15 protein-coding genes are annotated in these 16,078 nt (G+C 45.9%); 9 read left to right on the forward strand and 6 right to left on the reverse strand.

All coding sequences use genetic code 11. The annotated features are described in order from the left end of the window. Positions 1-86: 86 nt before the first annotated feature. The 7 genes from sfsA (at position 87) to panC (ending at position 6,094) form a co-directional block, all read left to right on the forward strand. Complete coding sequence (gene sfsA / locus OCV50_RS11720; protein ID WP_239841191.1) at positions 87-809, forward strand: DNA/RNA nuclease SfsA; 723 nt, start codon at positions 87-89, stop codon at positions 807-809. A 137-nt stretch (positions 810-946) separates the two neighbouring features. Then, positions 947-1,393, forward strand: coding sequence for an RNA polymerase-binding protein DksA (gene dksA / locus OCV50_RS11725; protein WP_032551504.1), 447 nt, complete (start codon positions 947-949; stop codon positions 1,391-1,393). A gap of 87 nt (positions 1,394-1,480) precedes the next feature. Then, entirely contained in the window at positions 1,481-2,356 is an 876-nt protein-coding gene (gene gluQRS / locus OCV50_RS11730) for a tRNA glutamyl-Q(34) synthetase GluQRS (protein ID WP_261903129.1), read from the forward strand. 183 nt (positions 2,357-2,539) lie between these two features. Beyond that, positions 2,540-3,895, forward strand: coding sequence for a polynucleotide adenylyltransferase PcnB (pcnB, locus tag OCV50_RS11735; protein ID WP_239841193.1), 1,356 nt, complete (start codon positions 2,540-2,542; stop codon positions 3,893-3,895). Next, positions 3,892-4,377, forward strand: a complete 486-nt coding sequence (gene folK, locus OCV50_RS11740; protein ID WP_261903130.1) for a 2-amino-4-hydroxy-6-hydroxymethyldihydropteridine diphosphokinase — start codon at positions 3,892-3,894, stop codon at positions 4,375-4,377. The genes pcnB and folK overlap by 4 nt, the downstream gene beginning before the upstream one ends. 23 nt (positions 4,378-4,400) lie before the next feature. After that, a complete protein-coding gene (panB, locus tag OCV50_RS11745; protein ID WP_150869250.1) occupies positions 4,401-5,195 on the forward strand; it encodes a 3-methyl-2-oxobutanoate hydroxymethyltransferase in 795 nt (264 codons plus the stop codon). 8 nt (positions 5,196-5,203) lie between these two features. Further along, positions 5,204-6,094, forward strand: a complete 891-nt coding sequence (gene panC / locus OCV50_RS11750; protein ID WP_261903131.1) for a pantoate--beta-alanine ligase — start codon at positions 5,204-5,206, stop codon at positions 6,092-6,094. Between the two features lie 86 nt (positions 6,095-6,180). Here the strand turns inward: panC and OCV50_RS11755 are convergent, their stop codons facing one another. From OCV50_RS11755 to OCV50_RS11765, 3 genes are all read right to left on the reverse strand, one after another. After that, positions 6,181-6,951, reverse strand: coding sequence for an ABC transporter permease (locus tag OCV50_RS11755; protein WP_239841194.1), 771 nt, complete (start codon positions 6,949-6,951; stop codon positions 6,181-6,183). Position 6,952: 1 nt separating this feature from the next. Further along, complete coding sequence (locus OCV50_RS11760) at positions 6,953-7,870, reverse strand: ABC transporter ATP-binding protein (RefSeq protein ID WP_239841195.1); 918 nt, start codon at positions 7,868-7,870, stop codon at positions 6,953-6,955. A gap of 224 nt (positions 7,871-8,094) precedes the next feature. Then, positions 8,095-9,765, reverse strand: a complete 1,671-nt coding sequence (locus OCV50_RS11765; RefSeq protein WP_239841196.1) for a SulP family inorganic anion transporter — start codon at positions 9,763-9,765, stop codon at positions 8,095-8,097. A 243-nt stretch (positions 9,766-10,008) separates the two neighbouring features. Between OCV50_RS11765 and can the strand changes: the two genes are divergently transcribed. Next, positions 10,009-10,677 (forward strand): carbonate dehydratase, encoded by a 669-nt coding sequence (gene can / locus OCV50_RS11770; RefSeq protein WP_261903132.1) that lies wholly within the window; start codon positions 10,009-10,011, stop codon positions 10,675-10,677. Positions 10,678-10,769: 92 nt separating this feature from the next. Here the strand turns inward: can and hpt are convergent, their stop codons facing one another. Next, positions 10,770-11,300, reverse strand: coding sequence for a hypoxanthine phosphoribosyltransferase (hpt, locus tag OCV50_RS11775; protein ID WP_032551494.1), 531 nt, complete (start codon positions 11,298-11,300; stop codon positions 10,770-10,772). A 337-nt stretch (positions 11,301-11,637) separates the two neighbouring features. Between hpt and OCV50_RS11780 the strand changes: the two genes are divergently transcribed. Further along, on the forward strand, positions 11,638-12,243 hold the full coding sequence (locus OCV50_RS11780; protein ID WP_239841198.1) for a LuxR/HapR/OpaR family quorum-sensing transcriptional regulator: 606 nt from the start codon (positions 11,638-11,640) through the stop codon (positions 12,241-12,243). A 232-nt stretch (positions 12,244-12,475) separates the two neighbouring features. Here OCV50_RS11780 and lpdA read toward each other — a convergent pair whose 3' ends face one another. Further along, a complete protein-coding gene (gene lpdA / locus OCV50_RS11785) occupies positions 12,476-13,906 on the reverse strand; it encodes a dihydrolipoyl dehydrogenase (RefSeq protein WP_032550144.1) in 1,431 nt (476 codons plus the stop codon). Between the two features lie 240 nt (positions 13,907-14,146). After that, the gene (gene aceF / locus OCV50_RS11790; RefSeq protein ID WP_261903133.1) at positions 14,147-16,048 is read right to left on the reverse strand and encodes a pyruvate dehydrogenase complex dihydrolipoyllysine-residue acetyltransferase; all 1,902 of its coding nucleotides are present in this window, start codon (positions 16,046-16,048) and stop codon (positions 14,147-14,149) included. Positions 16,049-16,078 lie beyond the last annotated feature (30 nt).

Genomic DNA, 16,078 nt, shown 5'->3' on the forward strand with positions numbered 1-16,078 from the left:
CAATAGGCAGTTGTGACAATGGAAAGACCTTGTGGTGTAATGTTACCAATATTGTACATAAAAACAGTTCCCTCTAAATAAGTAAAATGCACTTCGATCCTCCTTTAGAGTCTGCGACTCTTATAAAACGCTACAAACGTTTCCTAACAGATATCAAACTTCCTGACGGCAGTGAACGTACTATCCACTGTGCGAACACTGGCGCGATGACAGGCTGTGCTGAACCAGGAAATATCGTGTGGTACTCGACCTCTGACAACCCCAAGCGAAAATACCCAAACAGCTGGGAGATCTCAGAAACAGCACAAGGCGATCGAATTTGTGTGAACACTGCCCGCGCTAACCAATTGGCAGTGGAAGCGATTCAAAATGGCGCTATAGTTGAACTTTCAGGTTATCAAACGCTGCGTACCGAAGTGAAATATGGCAGTGAGAATAGCCGGATAGACATTTTGCTCGAGGATGAAGCCAAAGCGGATTGCTATATAGAGGTGAAAAGCGTCACTCTATTAGCGGATGACCCAAGTGTTGAAAAGGGACAAGGCTACTTCCCAGATGCTGTCACCACACGTGGTCAGAAGCATCTGCGTGAACTCACAGAAATGGCAGAATCTGGTCAAAGAGCAGTACTTTTATTCACTGTTTTACATTCAGGTATTGAAAAAGTCTCAGCGGCACACCATATAGACGCCAAATATTCATTATTACTAAAACAAGCACAAGACGCTGGTGTTGAAGTTCTCTGTTACAAAGCGGAACTCAACAATACTCAAATGGAATTGAATCAAGCGGTTGAATTCATCGCTTGATTCACAAAGTGCGGAACTCTGCACATTGATAACAACTTTACATTTGAGTGTTTGCCACCATTCGTTCTTTCTGCTATAGATACCCGCCTTAAAATTAGCTGCTTTGCAGTTGACTAGGTGTAAATAGGAGATGCTGTATGCCAGAATCTAAGAAAAAAGCGCTAGGCATCCTAGCAATCGCAGGTGTTGAACCATACCAAGAAAAGCCAGGTGAAGAGTACATGTCACCTGAGCAAATGGCTCATTTTACAAAGATTTTAGAAGCTTGGCGCAACCAGCTCAGGGAAGAAGTTGATCGTACTGTTCACCATATGCAGGACGAGGCAGCAAATTTCCCAGACCCAGTTGACCGCGCTTCTCAAGAAGAAGAGTTCAGCCTAGAGCTACGTAACCGTGACCGTGAACGTCGTCTAATCAAGAAAATTGAGAAGACACTAGACAAGATCGAAGAAGACGATTTCGGCTTCTGTGACTCTTGTGGTATCGAAATCGGTATTCGTCGTCTTGAAGCTCGCCCGACTGCAGATCTTTGTATCGACTGTAAAACACTTGCAGAAATCAAAGAGAAACAGATGCAAGGCTAATCCTTGTTGATGTGAAGAAAGGGAGCACTCGCTCCCTTTTTTATTTGGTCTTTTATTCCCCATACAACCATTACTTAGGTTTTCACTATGAGTTATATCGGGCGCTTTGCACCTTCTCCTTCTGGCCCTCTTCACTTTGGTTCGCTAGTGGCCGCACTCGGCAGTTACTTCCAAGCTAAGTCACAACAAGGGCAATGGCTAGTTCGCATGGAGGATCTTGATCCACCACGTGAAATGCCGGGAGCAGCCGATCTTATATTAAAAACTTTAGAGACTTACCAGTTGCATTGGGATGGCGAAGTCATATACCAGAGTCATCGACATCCAGTTTACCAAGCGCAGATTGAACAGTGGCTTACTGAGCAGCAAGCCTACTACTGCGAGTGTACCCGCAAGCAGATAAAAGCGCTCGGTGGCTTCTATAACGGTCATTGTCGCCATGCCGATCTAGACGATAATGGTGAGCGTGCAGTGCGCTTAGTCATGAATCACCCTGTAGAGTCGTTTGAAGACATTCGCCACGGCACCATGACGATTCCAGCCGAACTCGCCAAAGAAGACTTTATTATTAAACGTCGCGATGGCTTGTTCGCCTACAACCTTGCTGTGGTATTAGATGATATCGCTCAGGGAGTAACAGAAGTAGTAAGAGGCGCCGACTTAATTGAGCCAACAGGCCGCCAGATCAGCCTGTATAAAGCTCTAAAGCAGCCGCATGTGAGTTATCTTCACCTGCCTTTGGCTACCGATGCCACAGGTAACAAGCTCTCAAAGCAGAATCACGCTAAAGGGATTGATCTAGATAACCCAAAACCAGCACTACTGAGCGCGATGCGCTTTCTCGGTTTCAGTTTACCTCGCGATATTGAGCAGGGGTCTTTAAGCGAGATTTTAGCTTGGGGGTGCCAGCATTGGCATATCAATCAGCTCCCCGATACACTGCATAAAGAGCACCTTGATTGACACGTTCGCGGCATGAAATCGTATAAACGACACATAAAAATGCCATAACCCGTAGGTGTGTAACAGCGGACAATGTTCTCAAATGGCTTCCGCTAGGCTATTATTAGCCGCAATTAAACTCTGCACTACCACTTTGGACTAAGAGAAAAGCAAAGTTGGCGATACCTACTTTGTTGTAAACTAATGAATACAAACGACAATACCCCTAGCGAACAACGTGGCTTCCACGATTTAGCTCTGAATATTTACACTCGACAAGAGCACAATATTTCACGCAAGCAGATCAGTGATAACGCACTTAAAGTGTTATATCGCCTGAATGGTGCGGGTTTTGACGCATTCCTAGTCGGTGGTGGTGTGCGAGATTTACTCCTCGGCTCACAACCGAAAGATTTCGACATCGCGACCAACGCGACGCCTGAACAAATCAAAAACCTATTCAGAAACTGTCGTCTTATTGGTCGTCGTTTCCGCCTTGCGCACATCATGTTTGGTCGCGACATCATTGAAGTTGCAACTTTCCGTGGTCACCACCAAGAGCCATCAAAAAACGTATCAGCCCAGTCTAAAGAAGGCATGTTGCTGCGTGATAACGTCTACGGCAGTGTAGATGAAGATGCAGAGCGTCGTGACTTTACGATTAATGCGATGTACTACAACATTGCAGACTACAGCATTCACGATTACGCAGGCGGTGTAGAAGATTTAGAAGATCGTCTGATCCGCCTGATTGGCGATCCAGAAACTCGCTACCGTGAAGATCCGGTGCGTATGCTACGTGCGATGCGTTTCTCTGCGAAGCTAGACTTCGACATCGAAGAAGACACGGCCGATCCAATTGAAGAGCTAGCGCACCTTCTAAAAGACATCCCTGCGGCTCGTCTTTATGAAGAGTCACTGAAACTACTTCAATCCGGTTACGGCCTTGAAACCTACCATCTGATGCGCGAGTACAACCTGTTCCAACAGATGTTCCCTGCTGTGGCTGAGTTCTTTACAGAAGACTACTCATCTCAGACAGAACAGATGCTAGATTTGGTACTTGATTCTACCGATCTGCGTATCGAAGATGGCAAGCGCGTTAACCCAGCCTTTATGTTCGCAGCTATCTTGTGGTACCCGATGAACAAACTGGCAGAGAAACTAGCCGATGAGCTTGGTCTTTCTCAATACGATGCAATCATGGAAGCGAGCAACGTGATTCTTGATCAGCAGGTTAAGAGTATTGCGATTCCACGCCGCCACACAGCAACAATTCGTGAAGTATGGCAACTGCAGCTTCGCCTACCTCGCCGCAATGGTAAGCGCGCTCAGCGTCTGATGGAGCTCAACAAGTTCCGTGCTGGCTTTGACTTCCTTGAGATGCGAGGCGAAATCGAAGGTGGTGAAACGCAAGAGCTTGCTAAATGGTGGGAGCGCTACCAAAGCGCAGGACGCAACATGCGCCAAGCAATGGCAAACGATGTGGCTCCACCATCTAAATCAGGTCATCGACGTCGTAAGACTTACCGTAACAAAAAAAGTAAGCCGTCATCATGATCACAGCGTATATCGCGGTCGGCAGCAATCTCGCCGACCCTGTGAGCCAAGCAAATTTGGCCATCGAAACACTAAAAAGCCTACCGCAATCAAAGTTTATTGCGACCTCGAAGCTATATAGTAGCACTCCAATGGGGCCGCAAAATCAACCGGATTACATCAATGCGGTGGTTGCTATAGAAACCGAATTAACGCCAATTGAACTACTCAACTGCACCCAAGCGATTGAGCAAGAGCAAGGGCGTGTCCGTAAAGATGAGCGTTGGGGACCAAGAACCTTGGACCTAGACATCATTTTATACGGCAATGAGGTGATCGATTCAGAGCGCTTAACTGTTCCTCACTACGGAATGAAAGAGCGAGAGTTCGTTCTTTACCCGCTAGCTGAAATCGCACCAAGTTTACAACTCCCTGATGGGACTGAGCTCAGCAAACTGCTTAAAGTAGTCGACAAAAACGGGCTCAATGTTTGGCAAAAATAAGCCAAGCGCATTAAGGAAAACCAATGAAAAAAGTAACCATTAACGACCTGATCAAGTGCAAACGTGAAGGCCGTAAATTTGCAACGTCAACGGCTTACGACGCAAGCTTCAGTCAACTATTTGAAAGCCAAGAAATCCCTGTCCTTTTAGTCGGTGATTCGCTTGGTATGGTACTACAGGGTCAAACTGATACCCTGCCAGTTACCGTTGAAGACATTGCATACCACACTCGCTCAGTACGTGCAGGCAGCCCAAACTGTCTGTTGATGGCTGACATGCCGTTCATGAGCTACGCAACACCTGAGCAAGCATGTGAAAACGCGGCGACGATCATTCGCGCTGGTGCCAACATGGTTAAGATCGAGGGTGGCAGCTGGCTGGTTGATACAGTGAAAATGCTGACAGAGCGTGCTGTACCTGTGTGTGCACACCTAGGTTTAACACCTCAGTCTGTGAACATCTTTGGTGGTTACAAGGTACAAGGTCGCGATGACGAGCAAGCCGACAAAATGGTTGCCGACGCATTGGCTTTACAAGAAGCGGGCGCGCAAATCGTTCTGCTTGAGTGTGTACCTGCTTCATTGGCAAAACGTATTACTGAAGCCTGTGATGTACCCGTGATTGGTATTGGCGCAGGTAATGTGACCGATGGTCAAATCCTAGTTATGCACGACATGTTCGGTATTTCTGCGAACTATATGCCTAAATTCTCTAAGAATTTCTTAGCGGAAACGGGCGATATGCGTAAAGCCGTGGCAAAATATAAAGAAGATGTTGAGAGCGCACGTTTCCCTGATGACGCTCACACAATCGCTTAGGAGTTAGTATGCAATCTTTCGCTGAAGTAGCGGCTCTTCGTGAGCAGATTAAGCAGTATAAACGTGATGGACGCACTGTTGCTTTCGTTCCTACTATGGGCAACCTTCATGAAGGTCACCTTACTCTGGTGAGAAAAGCACGTGAACTGGCTGATATCGTTGTGGTTAGTATCTTCGTTAACCCAATGCAATTTGACCGTGCAGACGATCTAAATAACTACCCTCGTACTCTAGAAGCTGATTTGAGTAAGCTAACTGGCGAAGGGGTTGAGTTAGTATTTACACCAACACCAGAGATCATGTACCCAGCGGGTCTTGATAAACAGACTTTTGTTGAAGTACCTGGCCTTTCTCACATGCTAGAAGGGGCTTCTCGCCCTGGTCACTTCCGTGGTGTAGCAACCATCGTAACTAAGCTGTTCAACATCGTTCAGCCTGACTTTGCCTGCTTTGGTGAAAAAGATTTCCAACAGCTCGCTGTCATTCGTCAAATGACGACAGACCTTGCACTCGACATCGAAATCGTAGGTGTACCTACGGTGCGTGAGATGGACGGGCTAGCAATGAGCTCTCGCAACGGCAACCTCACTATCGATGAACGCCAGCGTGCACCAGTATTGGCTCGCACGATGCGTTGGATCAGCAGTGCTATCCGCGGCGGTCGTGATGACTACGCGTCAGTGGTTGAAGATGCGACCGACCAACTACGCGCTGCAGACCTGCAACCAGATGAGATTTTCATCTGCGATGCGAAAACTCTACAGGCCATCACTTCAGACTCGACACAAGCTGTCATTCTTATGTCAGCGTTCCTAGGTAAGACACGTCTTATCGACAACCAAGTTCTTGATTTGGTAACGGAAGCTAAAGAAGAAGTGAAAGAAGAGACCGCTGAGTAGCTGGCCAGTTTCTGAATGACAAAACACAAAAAAGGTCGATGTAATATCGACCTTTTTCTTTATCTGCATTTTGGGTTAATAAAGGATTAGCTACGTAAGCCAATGCCCTTTGTCACCAAGTAATGTGCAACGCCATACAGCACTACGATAAATACCCCTAACACGCCAAACGAGGTCGCAATACCCACATCAGACACGCCCAAGAATCCATATCTGAATGCGTTAACCATATACACAATCGGATTCAACTTCGACACCCCTTGCCAGAACTCAGGCAGTAGGCTGATCGAATAGAATACTCCACCAAGATAAGTCAATGGCGTCAGGATAAAGGTTGGAATAATCGAGATGTCATCAAAGGTACGTGCAAAGACTGCATTGATAAGACCGCCCAAGGAAAATACCACTGACGTTAAGAATACCGTCGCTATGATTACGCCCCAGTGGTCAACCTGCAGGTCAACAAAGAACAAGGATACAAAGGTAACAATCGCGCCGACCAATAGCCCACGTACCACGCCACCCATCACAAAGCCTGCAATGATCACATAGTTAGGCACAGGAGCGACGAGCAGCTCTTCAATGTTCTTTTGGAACTTAGCACTAAAGAACGAGGAGGCTACATTCGAGTATGAGTTGGTAATCACCGACATCATGATAAGACCCGGCACGATGTACTCCATGTAGCTAAAACCGTTCATCTCACCGATACGAGAACCGATCAAACTACCGAAGATAATAAAGTATAAAGTCATGGTAATCGCGGGTGGTACCAAGGTCTGAACCCAAATACGGGTAAAGCGGTTCACCTCTTTAGTGAGCAGGCTACAAAAAGCCGTCCAATACAGTTGATACATCTTACTTGCTCCCCTCACGCACGATACTGACAAACAGCTCTTCCAAACGGTTCGCCTTGTTACGCATCGACAATACCTTGATACCCTGCTCTGTTAACTGACTAAAGATAGTGTTCAAACCTAACGTCTTATCAATCTCGATCTCTAGCGAACCATTCACCATAGTTTGGCTGTTGACACCTTGCAGTGTCGGTTCAGGTGCGCCCTCTTCCAAATCAAGAATGAAGGTTTCAACGCTAAGCTTATTCAATAGCGACTTCATCGTCGTATTCTCAATCAACTCACCACGATTGATGATACCGATATTGCGACACAGCATCTCAGCCTCTTCTAAATAGTGAGTAGTCAGGATGATAGTGATGCCTTGTTTTTCGTTGATCTCTTGTAGGAACTCCCACATTGAACGGCGTAGCTCAATATCAACGCCAGCGGTTGGTTCATCCAAGATCAGCAGTTGAGGCTCATGCATCAATGCACGGGCAATCATCAAGCGACGCTTCATACCACCAGATAGGTTTCTTGCTCGTTCGCTACGCTTTTCCCACAGATCGAGCTTAGATAGATACTTTTTAGCGCGCTCTTTGGCTAGCGACTTAGATACCCCGTAGTAGCCAGCTTGTTGCAGTACGATCTGCTCCACGGTCTCAAACTGGTTAAAGTTAAACTCTTGAGGAACCAAACCAAGGTTTTGCTTCGCCAACTCTAGGTCTTTGTCGATATCAAAACCAAAGACATTCACCTTGCCTGAAGTTTTGTTTACCAGTGAGGAGATAACGCCTATCGTGGTCGATTTGCCCGCGCCGTTCGGCCCAAGTAGAGCGTAAAAGTCGCCTTTTTTCACCTGCAGACTGATGCCTTTCAAGGCCTCAAATCCACCAGCGTAGGTCTTTCTAAGTTGTTCGATTTCTAATGCGTACATGAAGATTGCTTGCCATTTGCGATTAGTGAGTGGGCGTGAGAAAAATATGACTTATTCTCAGACACGTCCAATATACCAACAAGTCTATCGTCAAATGACGATTAAGACAAACTAACATTTCCAAATCTATAGAAATATTACTAGGTAAAAATAATGAGTGATAAAAAAATACCGCTAAGTCATTAACTTAACGGTATTTCGAATCTATATTAATTTGTTGTTATCTATGCAGAGCCGAACTCATGCTCATCGCGTGCCACGTAGTTGGTTGCTGCTCTTAGCGCTTCATAACGGAATCGATAAGTGTTTGATTCAGGCACTAGATCAATCACATGGAATTTTTCTAGCTGCTGGCGAGTATTATCGTTTGGACACAGCAGGTACACCTCACAGTTGGCGTCCAGTGCATCCTTAATCGCATTCTCTAGAGCAAGACCAACCGTCACATCAATCATAGGTACATCGGTCAGATCGAGAATCATCGCTTCATAATCAGAGATACTGGTGTGCTGACGTGAAATCGCCTTAGATACGCTGAAGATCATTGGTCCAGATAGATAGAAAAACAGTACCTTACCGTTCGCCATATCAAGCAAACCACGCTCGCTGTCTGACAATGGTACGTCATCTTCATCGGCATCACTGATCGCCTTCACTTGACGAGCCTGTTCACGGCTCAATCGCTCAATGATAATGATATTGGAGATAAAGACACCTAAGCCAACAGCCACAATCAGGTCAACGAATACCGTTAGCAGCATCACGCCATACATGATGGCCATACCCGCAAAACTCACGCGGTGTGCACGCTGAATGAAACTCCAATCAAGGATATTGAAGCCCACATAAACAGCAATACCAGCCAACACCGCCATCGGGATTGGTTCAGTCAAACCGCCTGCAACCAGAACAACTAGCGCAAGTACCAGCGCGCGAATCACACCTGATAGTGGAGAGCGCGCACCAACCTGAATGTTGGTTACGGTACCCATGGTCGCACCGGCACCAGGGAGCGCACCGAACAGACCAGAAATCATATTTGCTAGACCTTGACCCCGCAGCTCTTTATCCGAATCGTGCTCTTTACGTGTCAGCGAGTCACCAATAACGGCCGTCAATAGCGTATCAATACAACCTAGGGTACCCAGCACCAATGCGTCGATGACCATCTCGGTAAACATAGAAGCATCAATATGTGGCACGACTAGAGATGGCAAGCCCGCAGGAATCTCACCAATGCGGCGAATGGCTTCCGTATCAAACAGAATCACCGACAACAGAGTGACGGCAACCAATGCTACGAGCTGTGCAGGTACATACTTTCGGTACTGTTTAGGGAAGAAAAACAGAATGCCTAACGTGAGTAAGCCTAAAAACAGTTCACTAAACTTCATGTTAGCAACCGTATCTGGCAGAGCGGACAGTGTGCCCATGACACCACCAGCAGGAGCGGCATGACCTAAAAGTGGAGAGAGCTGTAAAATAATAAGAATAACGCCAATCCCTGACATAAAGCCGGAAATCACGCTATATGGCATCAAAGTTATGTATTTTCCTAACTTCAATGTCCCGAGTAACACCTGAAATGCCCCTGCCATCATCACGACAGTAAACGTCATTGCCAAGCCTGTTTCAGGGTACTTAGCCATCATGCTGGTTAATACCGCCGTCATGATCACCGTCATTGGGCCAGTAGGCTCAGAGATCAGGGTATTGGAACCACCAAATAGTGCGGCAAACAGGCCGACCATGATCGCCCCCCATAAGCCCGCTTCGGCACCAGCACCAGAAGCAACACCAAATGCCAACGCCAATGGCAATGAGATAATGGCTGTAGTAACACCGCCAAACATATCCCCTTTGAGGTTGATATCTGTAAAACGACTTCCAAACAAAATACATCTCCCTGTGATGAGCTGACAAACCGTATCACTCTAACAAATGTATCAACTGTTCAGAAAGTGTTAATTCAATCACAATATTTATGTCTTATAACCGGATGATAGCTTAAAGCCTAAGTTTATGATTTTACGTACTAGAACACGTCAGATGAGTACTTTTTGACGCACTTTTTACAAGATTGAATTTGTAACATTGTGTATAGTTAAGCATCTTAATTGAGGGATGTATGAAGCAAGATGCCAGAAATAAAACAGCTTTTTGAAAACAATTCCAAATGGTCTGATGAAATTCGCTCGGAACGACCTGAATATTTTACCACGCTTGAAGAGGGTCAAAACCCGGGGTTCCTTTGGATCGGTTGTTCAGATAGTCGCGTACCGGCTGAGCGCTTGACCGGACTCTATTCTGGTGAACTGTTTGTACACCGTAATGTGGCAAACCAAGTCATTCATACCGACCTTAACTGCCTATCTGTTGTTCAGTATGCGGTTGATGTGCTGAAGGTAAAACACATCATCATCTGTGGTCACTATGGTTGTGGTGGCGTGAATGCAGCGATTGATAACCCTAAGCTGGGTCTTATCAACAACTGGTTACTGCACATCCGTGACAATTACTTAAAATATCGCAAACAGATCGAATCACTGCCTCGTGACCAATGGGGCGACAAGCTTTGTGAAATCAACGTTGCTGAACAGGTATACAACCTAGGTAACTCAACCATCATGCAGAGTGCTTGGGAGCGTGGTCAAGAGGTTGAAATCCACGGCGTTGTGTATGGTATCGGTGATGGCAAACTGAAAGATCTTGGCGTGCGTTGCTCAAGTAATGATACGTTAGAGAACAGCCACTTAGAGGCATTGAACAAGATTCTAACTACGCCTCTATTAAGTCAACAAAGCTAATTGCTAAGTCATTTTCAAACACATACAAAAAAGCCCGCAGATTAAGCGGGCTTTTTGATAATTCGAGTTGCTCACATCGACTGTAGCGACGATTACTCTTGAGGCACAACCTTACCGATGTATGGTAGGTGACGATATTTCTGAGCGTAGTCGATACCTACACCCACAACGAACTCATCAGGGATCTCAAAACCAATCCAGTTCACTTCTACGTCAACTTCGCGGCGAGATGGCTTGTCTAGTAATGTACAGATTCGTACTGACTTAGGCTCACGTAGGCTTAGGATCTCTTTTACCTTGTTTAGCGTGTTACCTGTATCGATGATATCTTCAACTAGCAGTACGTCTTTACCTTTGATGTCATCATCTAGGTCTTTTAGGATGCGCACGTCACGTGAGCTTTCCATGGTGTTACCGTAGCTAGAAGCCGTCATGAAATCTACTTGGTGCGTTAGGTTAATCGCACGTGCAAGGTCGGCCATAAATACGAATGAACCACGTAATAAACCTACCAATACAAGATCTTCGCTGCCTTGGTAATGTTCAGTGATCTGTTTGCCTAGCTCTTGCACTCGATCTTGAACTTCTTGCTCAGAGATCATGACTTCAACTGTATGTTTCATACTGCTCTCATTTTATTTGGTGACTGCGACAAGTGTAGATCGTTTCATCAATAGTGCCGCTGATTTTCGAGCGTAAGTCTAGCATTGCTCAAATACCCACACCACCTCGTGTATCAATTTAAATCACAGTTCTCGCATCAAGAGTCGTATTCTCGGGTTTCGAGTTAGATCGCATTACAACGCCCTATACGGATCACGATTTATGTATCAAGTTTGATGCAATTGTCCATAAAACAAGCACAAATGATTGACCATTTGCATATGCACCATTACACTCATCTTGGCTTAAATAATAATAAAATCATTAATATAATATTTCGTTGGCAAGGAAAACATTATGGACTCAATATCTAAGAGACCTAGAACTAGGCTTTCACCCCTAAAAAGAAAACTTCAATTGATGGAGATCGCTCTTGAAGTATTCTCTCGCCGTGGCATTGGCCGAGGCGGACATGCGGATATCGCGGATATCGCTCAAGTATCTGTAGCAACCGTATTTAACTACTTCCCAACGCGTGAAGATCTGGTCGACGAGGTTCTAAACCATGTTGTTCGTCAGTTCTCAAACTTTCTTTCAGACAATATCGACCTTGATCTGCATGCGAAACAAAACCTAACTAACATCACCAACCAAATGGTTGCGCTTGTTGAGCAAGATTGCCACTGGCTCAATGTTTGGTTCGAATGGAGTGCTTCGACTCGTGATGAAGTATGGCCATTGTTCGTAACAACCAATCGCACCAATCAAATGCTGGTGCAGAATATGTTCGTGAAAGCGATTGAACGTGGTGAAGTTTGTGATCAACATGAACCGAAACACTTGGCGAACCTATTCCATGGTATCTGTTACTCACTGTTTATTCAGGCGAAACGTGCAAATTCAACCGAAGAGCTGCACACGCTAACAGAAAGCTACCTAAATATGTTGTGTATTTATAAGTAGATTCGAGATTGGAGATTGGAGATTCGAGATTCGAGATTCGAGATTCGAGAAAAATTGTGAAGGGTTGACCGATTGGGTCAGCCCTTTTTGTTTTATGCACCCGCTCTTCGTATCTCGAAGCGAAGCGTACTTGCATCTCGAAGTGAAACGTTACTGCTCTTTACTTCAGGCATAAAAAAACCGCTGACGAATCAGCGGCTTTTAAAAACATTAGCGAGTGGCTAAAGGAGAATTACTTCTTCTTTTTAACTGCTTTCTTGTTTGGAAGGTCAGTGATTGAACCTTCGAATACTTCCGCAGCTAGACCAACAGACTCGTGTAGAGTTGGGTGAGCGTGGATAGTTAGAGCGATGTCTTCTGCGTCACAACCCATCTCGATTGCTAGACCGATTTCACCAAGAAGCTCACCACCGTTAGTACCTACGATAGCACCACCGATTACACGGTGAGTGTCTTTGTCGAAGATCATCTTCGTCATACCGTCTGCACAGTCAGAAGCGATTGCACGACCAGAAGCCGCCCAAGGGAAAGTAGCAACTTCGTAGTTGATACCTTCTGCTTTTGCTTCTTTCTCAGTCTTACCAACCCATGCCACTTCTGGCTCAGTGTACGCGATTGATGGGATAACTTTAGGGTCGAAGTAGTGCTTCTTACCAGAAATAACTTCAGCCGCTACGTGACCTTCATGCACACCTTTGTGAGCAAGCATTGGTTGACCAACAACGTCACCGATCGCGTGGATGTGTGGAACGTTTGTACGCATTTGCTTATCAACGTTGATGAAGCCACGCTCATCAACTTCGATACCTGCTTTTTCAGCGTCGATAAGTGCGCCGTTTGGAACACGACCGATAGCAACAAGAACGGCATCGTAACGCTCAGCTTCAGCTGGTGCCTTCTTGCCTTCCATTGAAACGTAGATACCGTCTTCTTTCGCTTCAACTGCAGTAACTTTAGTTTCAAGCATTAGCTTGAACTTGTTCTTAATACGCTTAGTGAAGACTTTAACGATGTCTTTATCCGCTGCTGGGATAACTTGGTCGAACATCTCAACTACGTCTACTTTAGAACCTAGAGAGTGGTAAACCGTACCCATTTCTAGACCGATGATACCACCGCCCATGATAAGCAGTTTTTCTGGTACTTCTTTCAGCTCTAGTGCGTCAGTTGAATCCCAAATACGTGGATCTTCATGCGGGATGAATGGCAGTTTAATTGGGCGAGAACCCGCTGCGATAATAGCGTTGTCGAAGTTAACCGTTGTTGACTCGCCTTCACCTTCTACAAGGATAGAGTTAGGACCAGTGAACTTACCGTAGCCGTTAACTACAGTCACGTTACGCATCTTAGCCATACCACCAAGACCGCCAGTCAGTTGGTTTACAACTTTCTCTTTCCAGATGCGGATCTTGCTGATGTCAGTTTGTGGCTCGCCGAAAACAACGCCGTGCTCTGCCATCGCTTTCGCTTCTTCAATTACTTTTGAAACGTGAAGAAGTGCTTTTGATGGAATACAACCAACGTTTAGACATACACCGCCAAGAGTGCTGTAACGTTCAACTAGTACTGTTTCTAGACCTAAATCCGCACAACGGAATGCAGCTGAGTAACCAGCAGGACCTGAACCAAGTACAACAACTTGGGCTTTAATTTCTTTGCTCATTGTGACCTCTTGTAGTCATTATCCCTAACAGGCTTGAGAAGATGTTCTTAAATTATTGGGCTTTCAAACAGCCAACATTTTACAGAGATGTTAACAGTGTGAAAGTAGCTTTAAGTTAGCCTGTGAGCTAGACAACACTTCCCTTTCGCTTTCTGAGAAAAGCGGGAACTGTTCTCTAAAAAATACTTTATATAAAGAATTAAGGTGACCCGAAAGCCACCTTAATATTTACTTTCTCAATTACAGTACTAGACGACGAATGTCAGATAGTGCGCTGTTTAGGAAAGTAATGAAGCGTGCACCTTCAGCACCATCGATCACACGGTGGTCGTATGATAGAGACAGTGGAAGTTGTAGGCGTGGTTCGAACTCTTTACCGTTCCACACTGGCTTCATTTCAGACTTAGATACACCTAGGATACCTACTTCTGGAGCGTTTACGATTGGCGTAAATGCAGTACCGCCGATGCCACCAAGGCTAGAGATTGTGAAACAACCGCCTTGCATGTCAGCTGCAGTTAGCTTACCAGCACGTGCCTTCTTAGACACAGCCATTAGCTCTTCAGATAGCTCGTAAATGCCTTTCTTATTCACGTCTTTGAATACAGGAACAACTAGACCGTTTGGAGTATCTACTGCGATACCTACGTTTACGTACTTCTTAAGAATGATGCTTTCGCCATCTTCAGATAGAGAAGAGTTAAACGCTGGGAACGCTTCTAGCGCTTTAGCAACAGCTTTCATGATGAACACAAGAGGAGTGATCTTCATACCAGTGTCTTTCTTCGCTTCGATTGCGTTCTGCTCTTTACGGAATGCTTCTAGCTCAGTGATGTCTGCGTTGTCCCACTGTGTAACGTGAGGGATCATTACCCAGTTACGGTGTAGGTTAGCGCCAGAGATCTTCTTGATCTTAGAAAGCTTCTGAACTTCAGTTTCACCGAACTTGCTGAAGTCAACTTTTGGCCAAGGTAGTAGACCAAGAGCAGAGCCGTCACCGCCTTTGCCAGATGCCGCAGCACCAGACTCAAGACGCTTAAGTGCATCTTTAACGTAAGACTGAACGTCTTCTTTTAGGATACGGCTCTTACGACCAGTACCTTTAACCTTAGATAGGTTAACGCCAAATTCACGTGCAAGACGACGAACAACTGGAGACGCGTGCGCGTAATCGTTGTTTTCTTGGAAATCGTTCGCTGCAGGTGCCGCCGCTGGAGCTTCAGCTTTAGGAGCAGGTGCTGCTGCAGGTGCCGCCGCTTGAGCTGGTGCTGCAACTGGAGCCGCTGCTGGAGCTGCGCCTGCTACTTCAAATACCATGATTAGAGAGCCAGTTGACACTTTGTCGCCAGCTGCAATCTTGATCTCTTTTACTGTACCAGCGAATGGTGCAGGAACTTCCATTGAAGCTTTGTCGCCTTCAACAGTAATTAGAGATTGCTCTTCTTCTACTGTATCGCCAACCGCTACCATTACTTCAGTAACTTCTACTTCGTCACCGCCGATATCTGGAACGTTTACTTCTTTGTCAGCTGCTGCCGCTGGAGCCGCCGCAGGTGCTGCTGGCGCTTCTACAGCAGCAGGAGCTGGAGCCGCTGCACCAGAGCCCGCTACTTCGAATACCATCACAAGAGAACCAGTTGTTACTGAATCGCCTTCAGCAATCTTGATCTCTTTAACCGTACCTGCGAATGGTGCTGGTACTTCCATAGAAGCCTTGTCGCCTTCTACAGTTAGAAGTGATTGCTCTTCTTCTACTGCATCGCCAACTTTAACCATGATCTCAGTAACTTCTACTTCGTCACCACCGATATCAGGAACGTGAACTTCTTTTAGCTCTGCCGCTGCTGCCGCTGCCGGAGCAGCTACTGGAGCTGCCTCTGCTGCTGGAGCAGGTGCAGCAGCTGCTGCACCCTCGGCTTCGAAAATCATGATAAGAGAACCAGTTGTAACAGAATCGCCTTCCGCTACTTTGATTTCTTTAACGATACCTGCTTGAGACGCTGGAACTTCCATAGAAGCTTTGTCGCCTTCAACAGTGATCAGAGACTGCTCTTCTTCAACCTTGTCGCCAACGCTTACAAGAATCTCAGTAACTTCAACCTCATCCGCACCGATGTCAGGTACATTAATTTCGATTGCCATTGCTTATTTACCTTCTAGTTAAGCGCTGTA

This window comes from Vibrio fortis, assembly GCF_024347475.1.
GTDB classification, from domain to species: domain Bacteria; phylum Pseudomonadota; class Gammaproteobacteria; order Enterobacterales; family Vibrionaceae; genus Vibrio; species Vibrio fortis.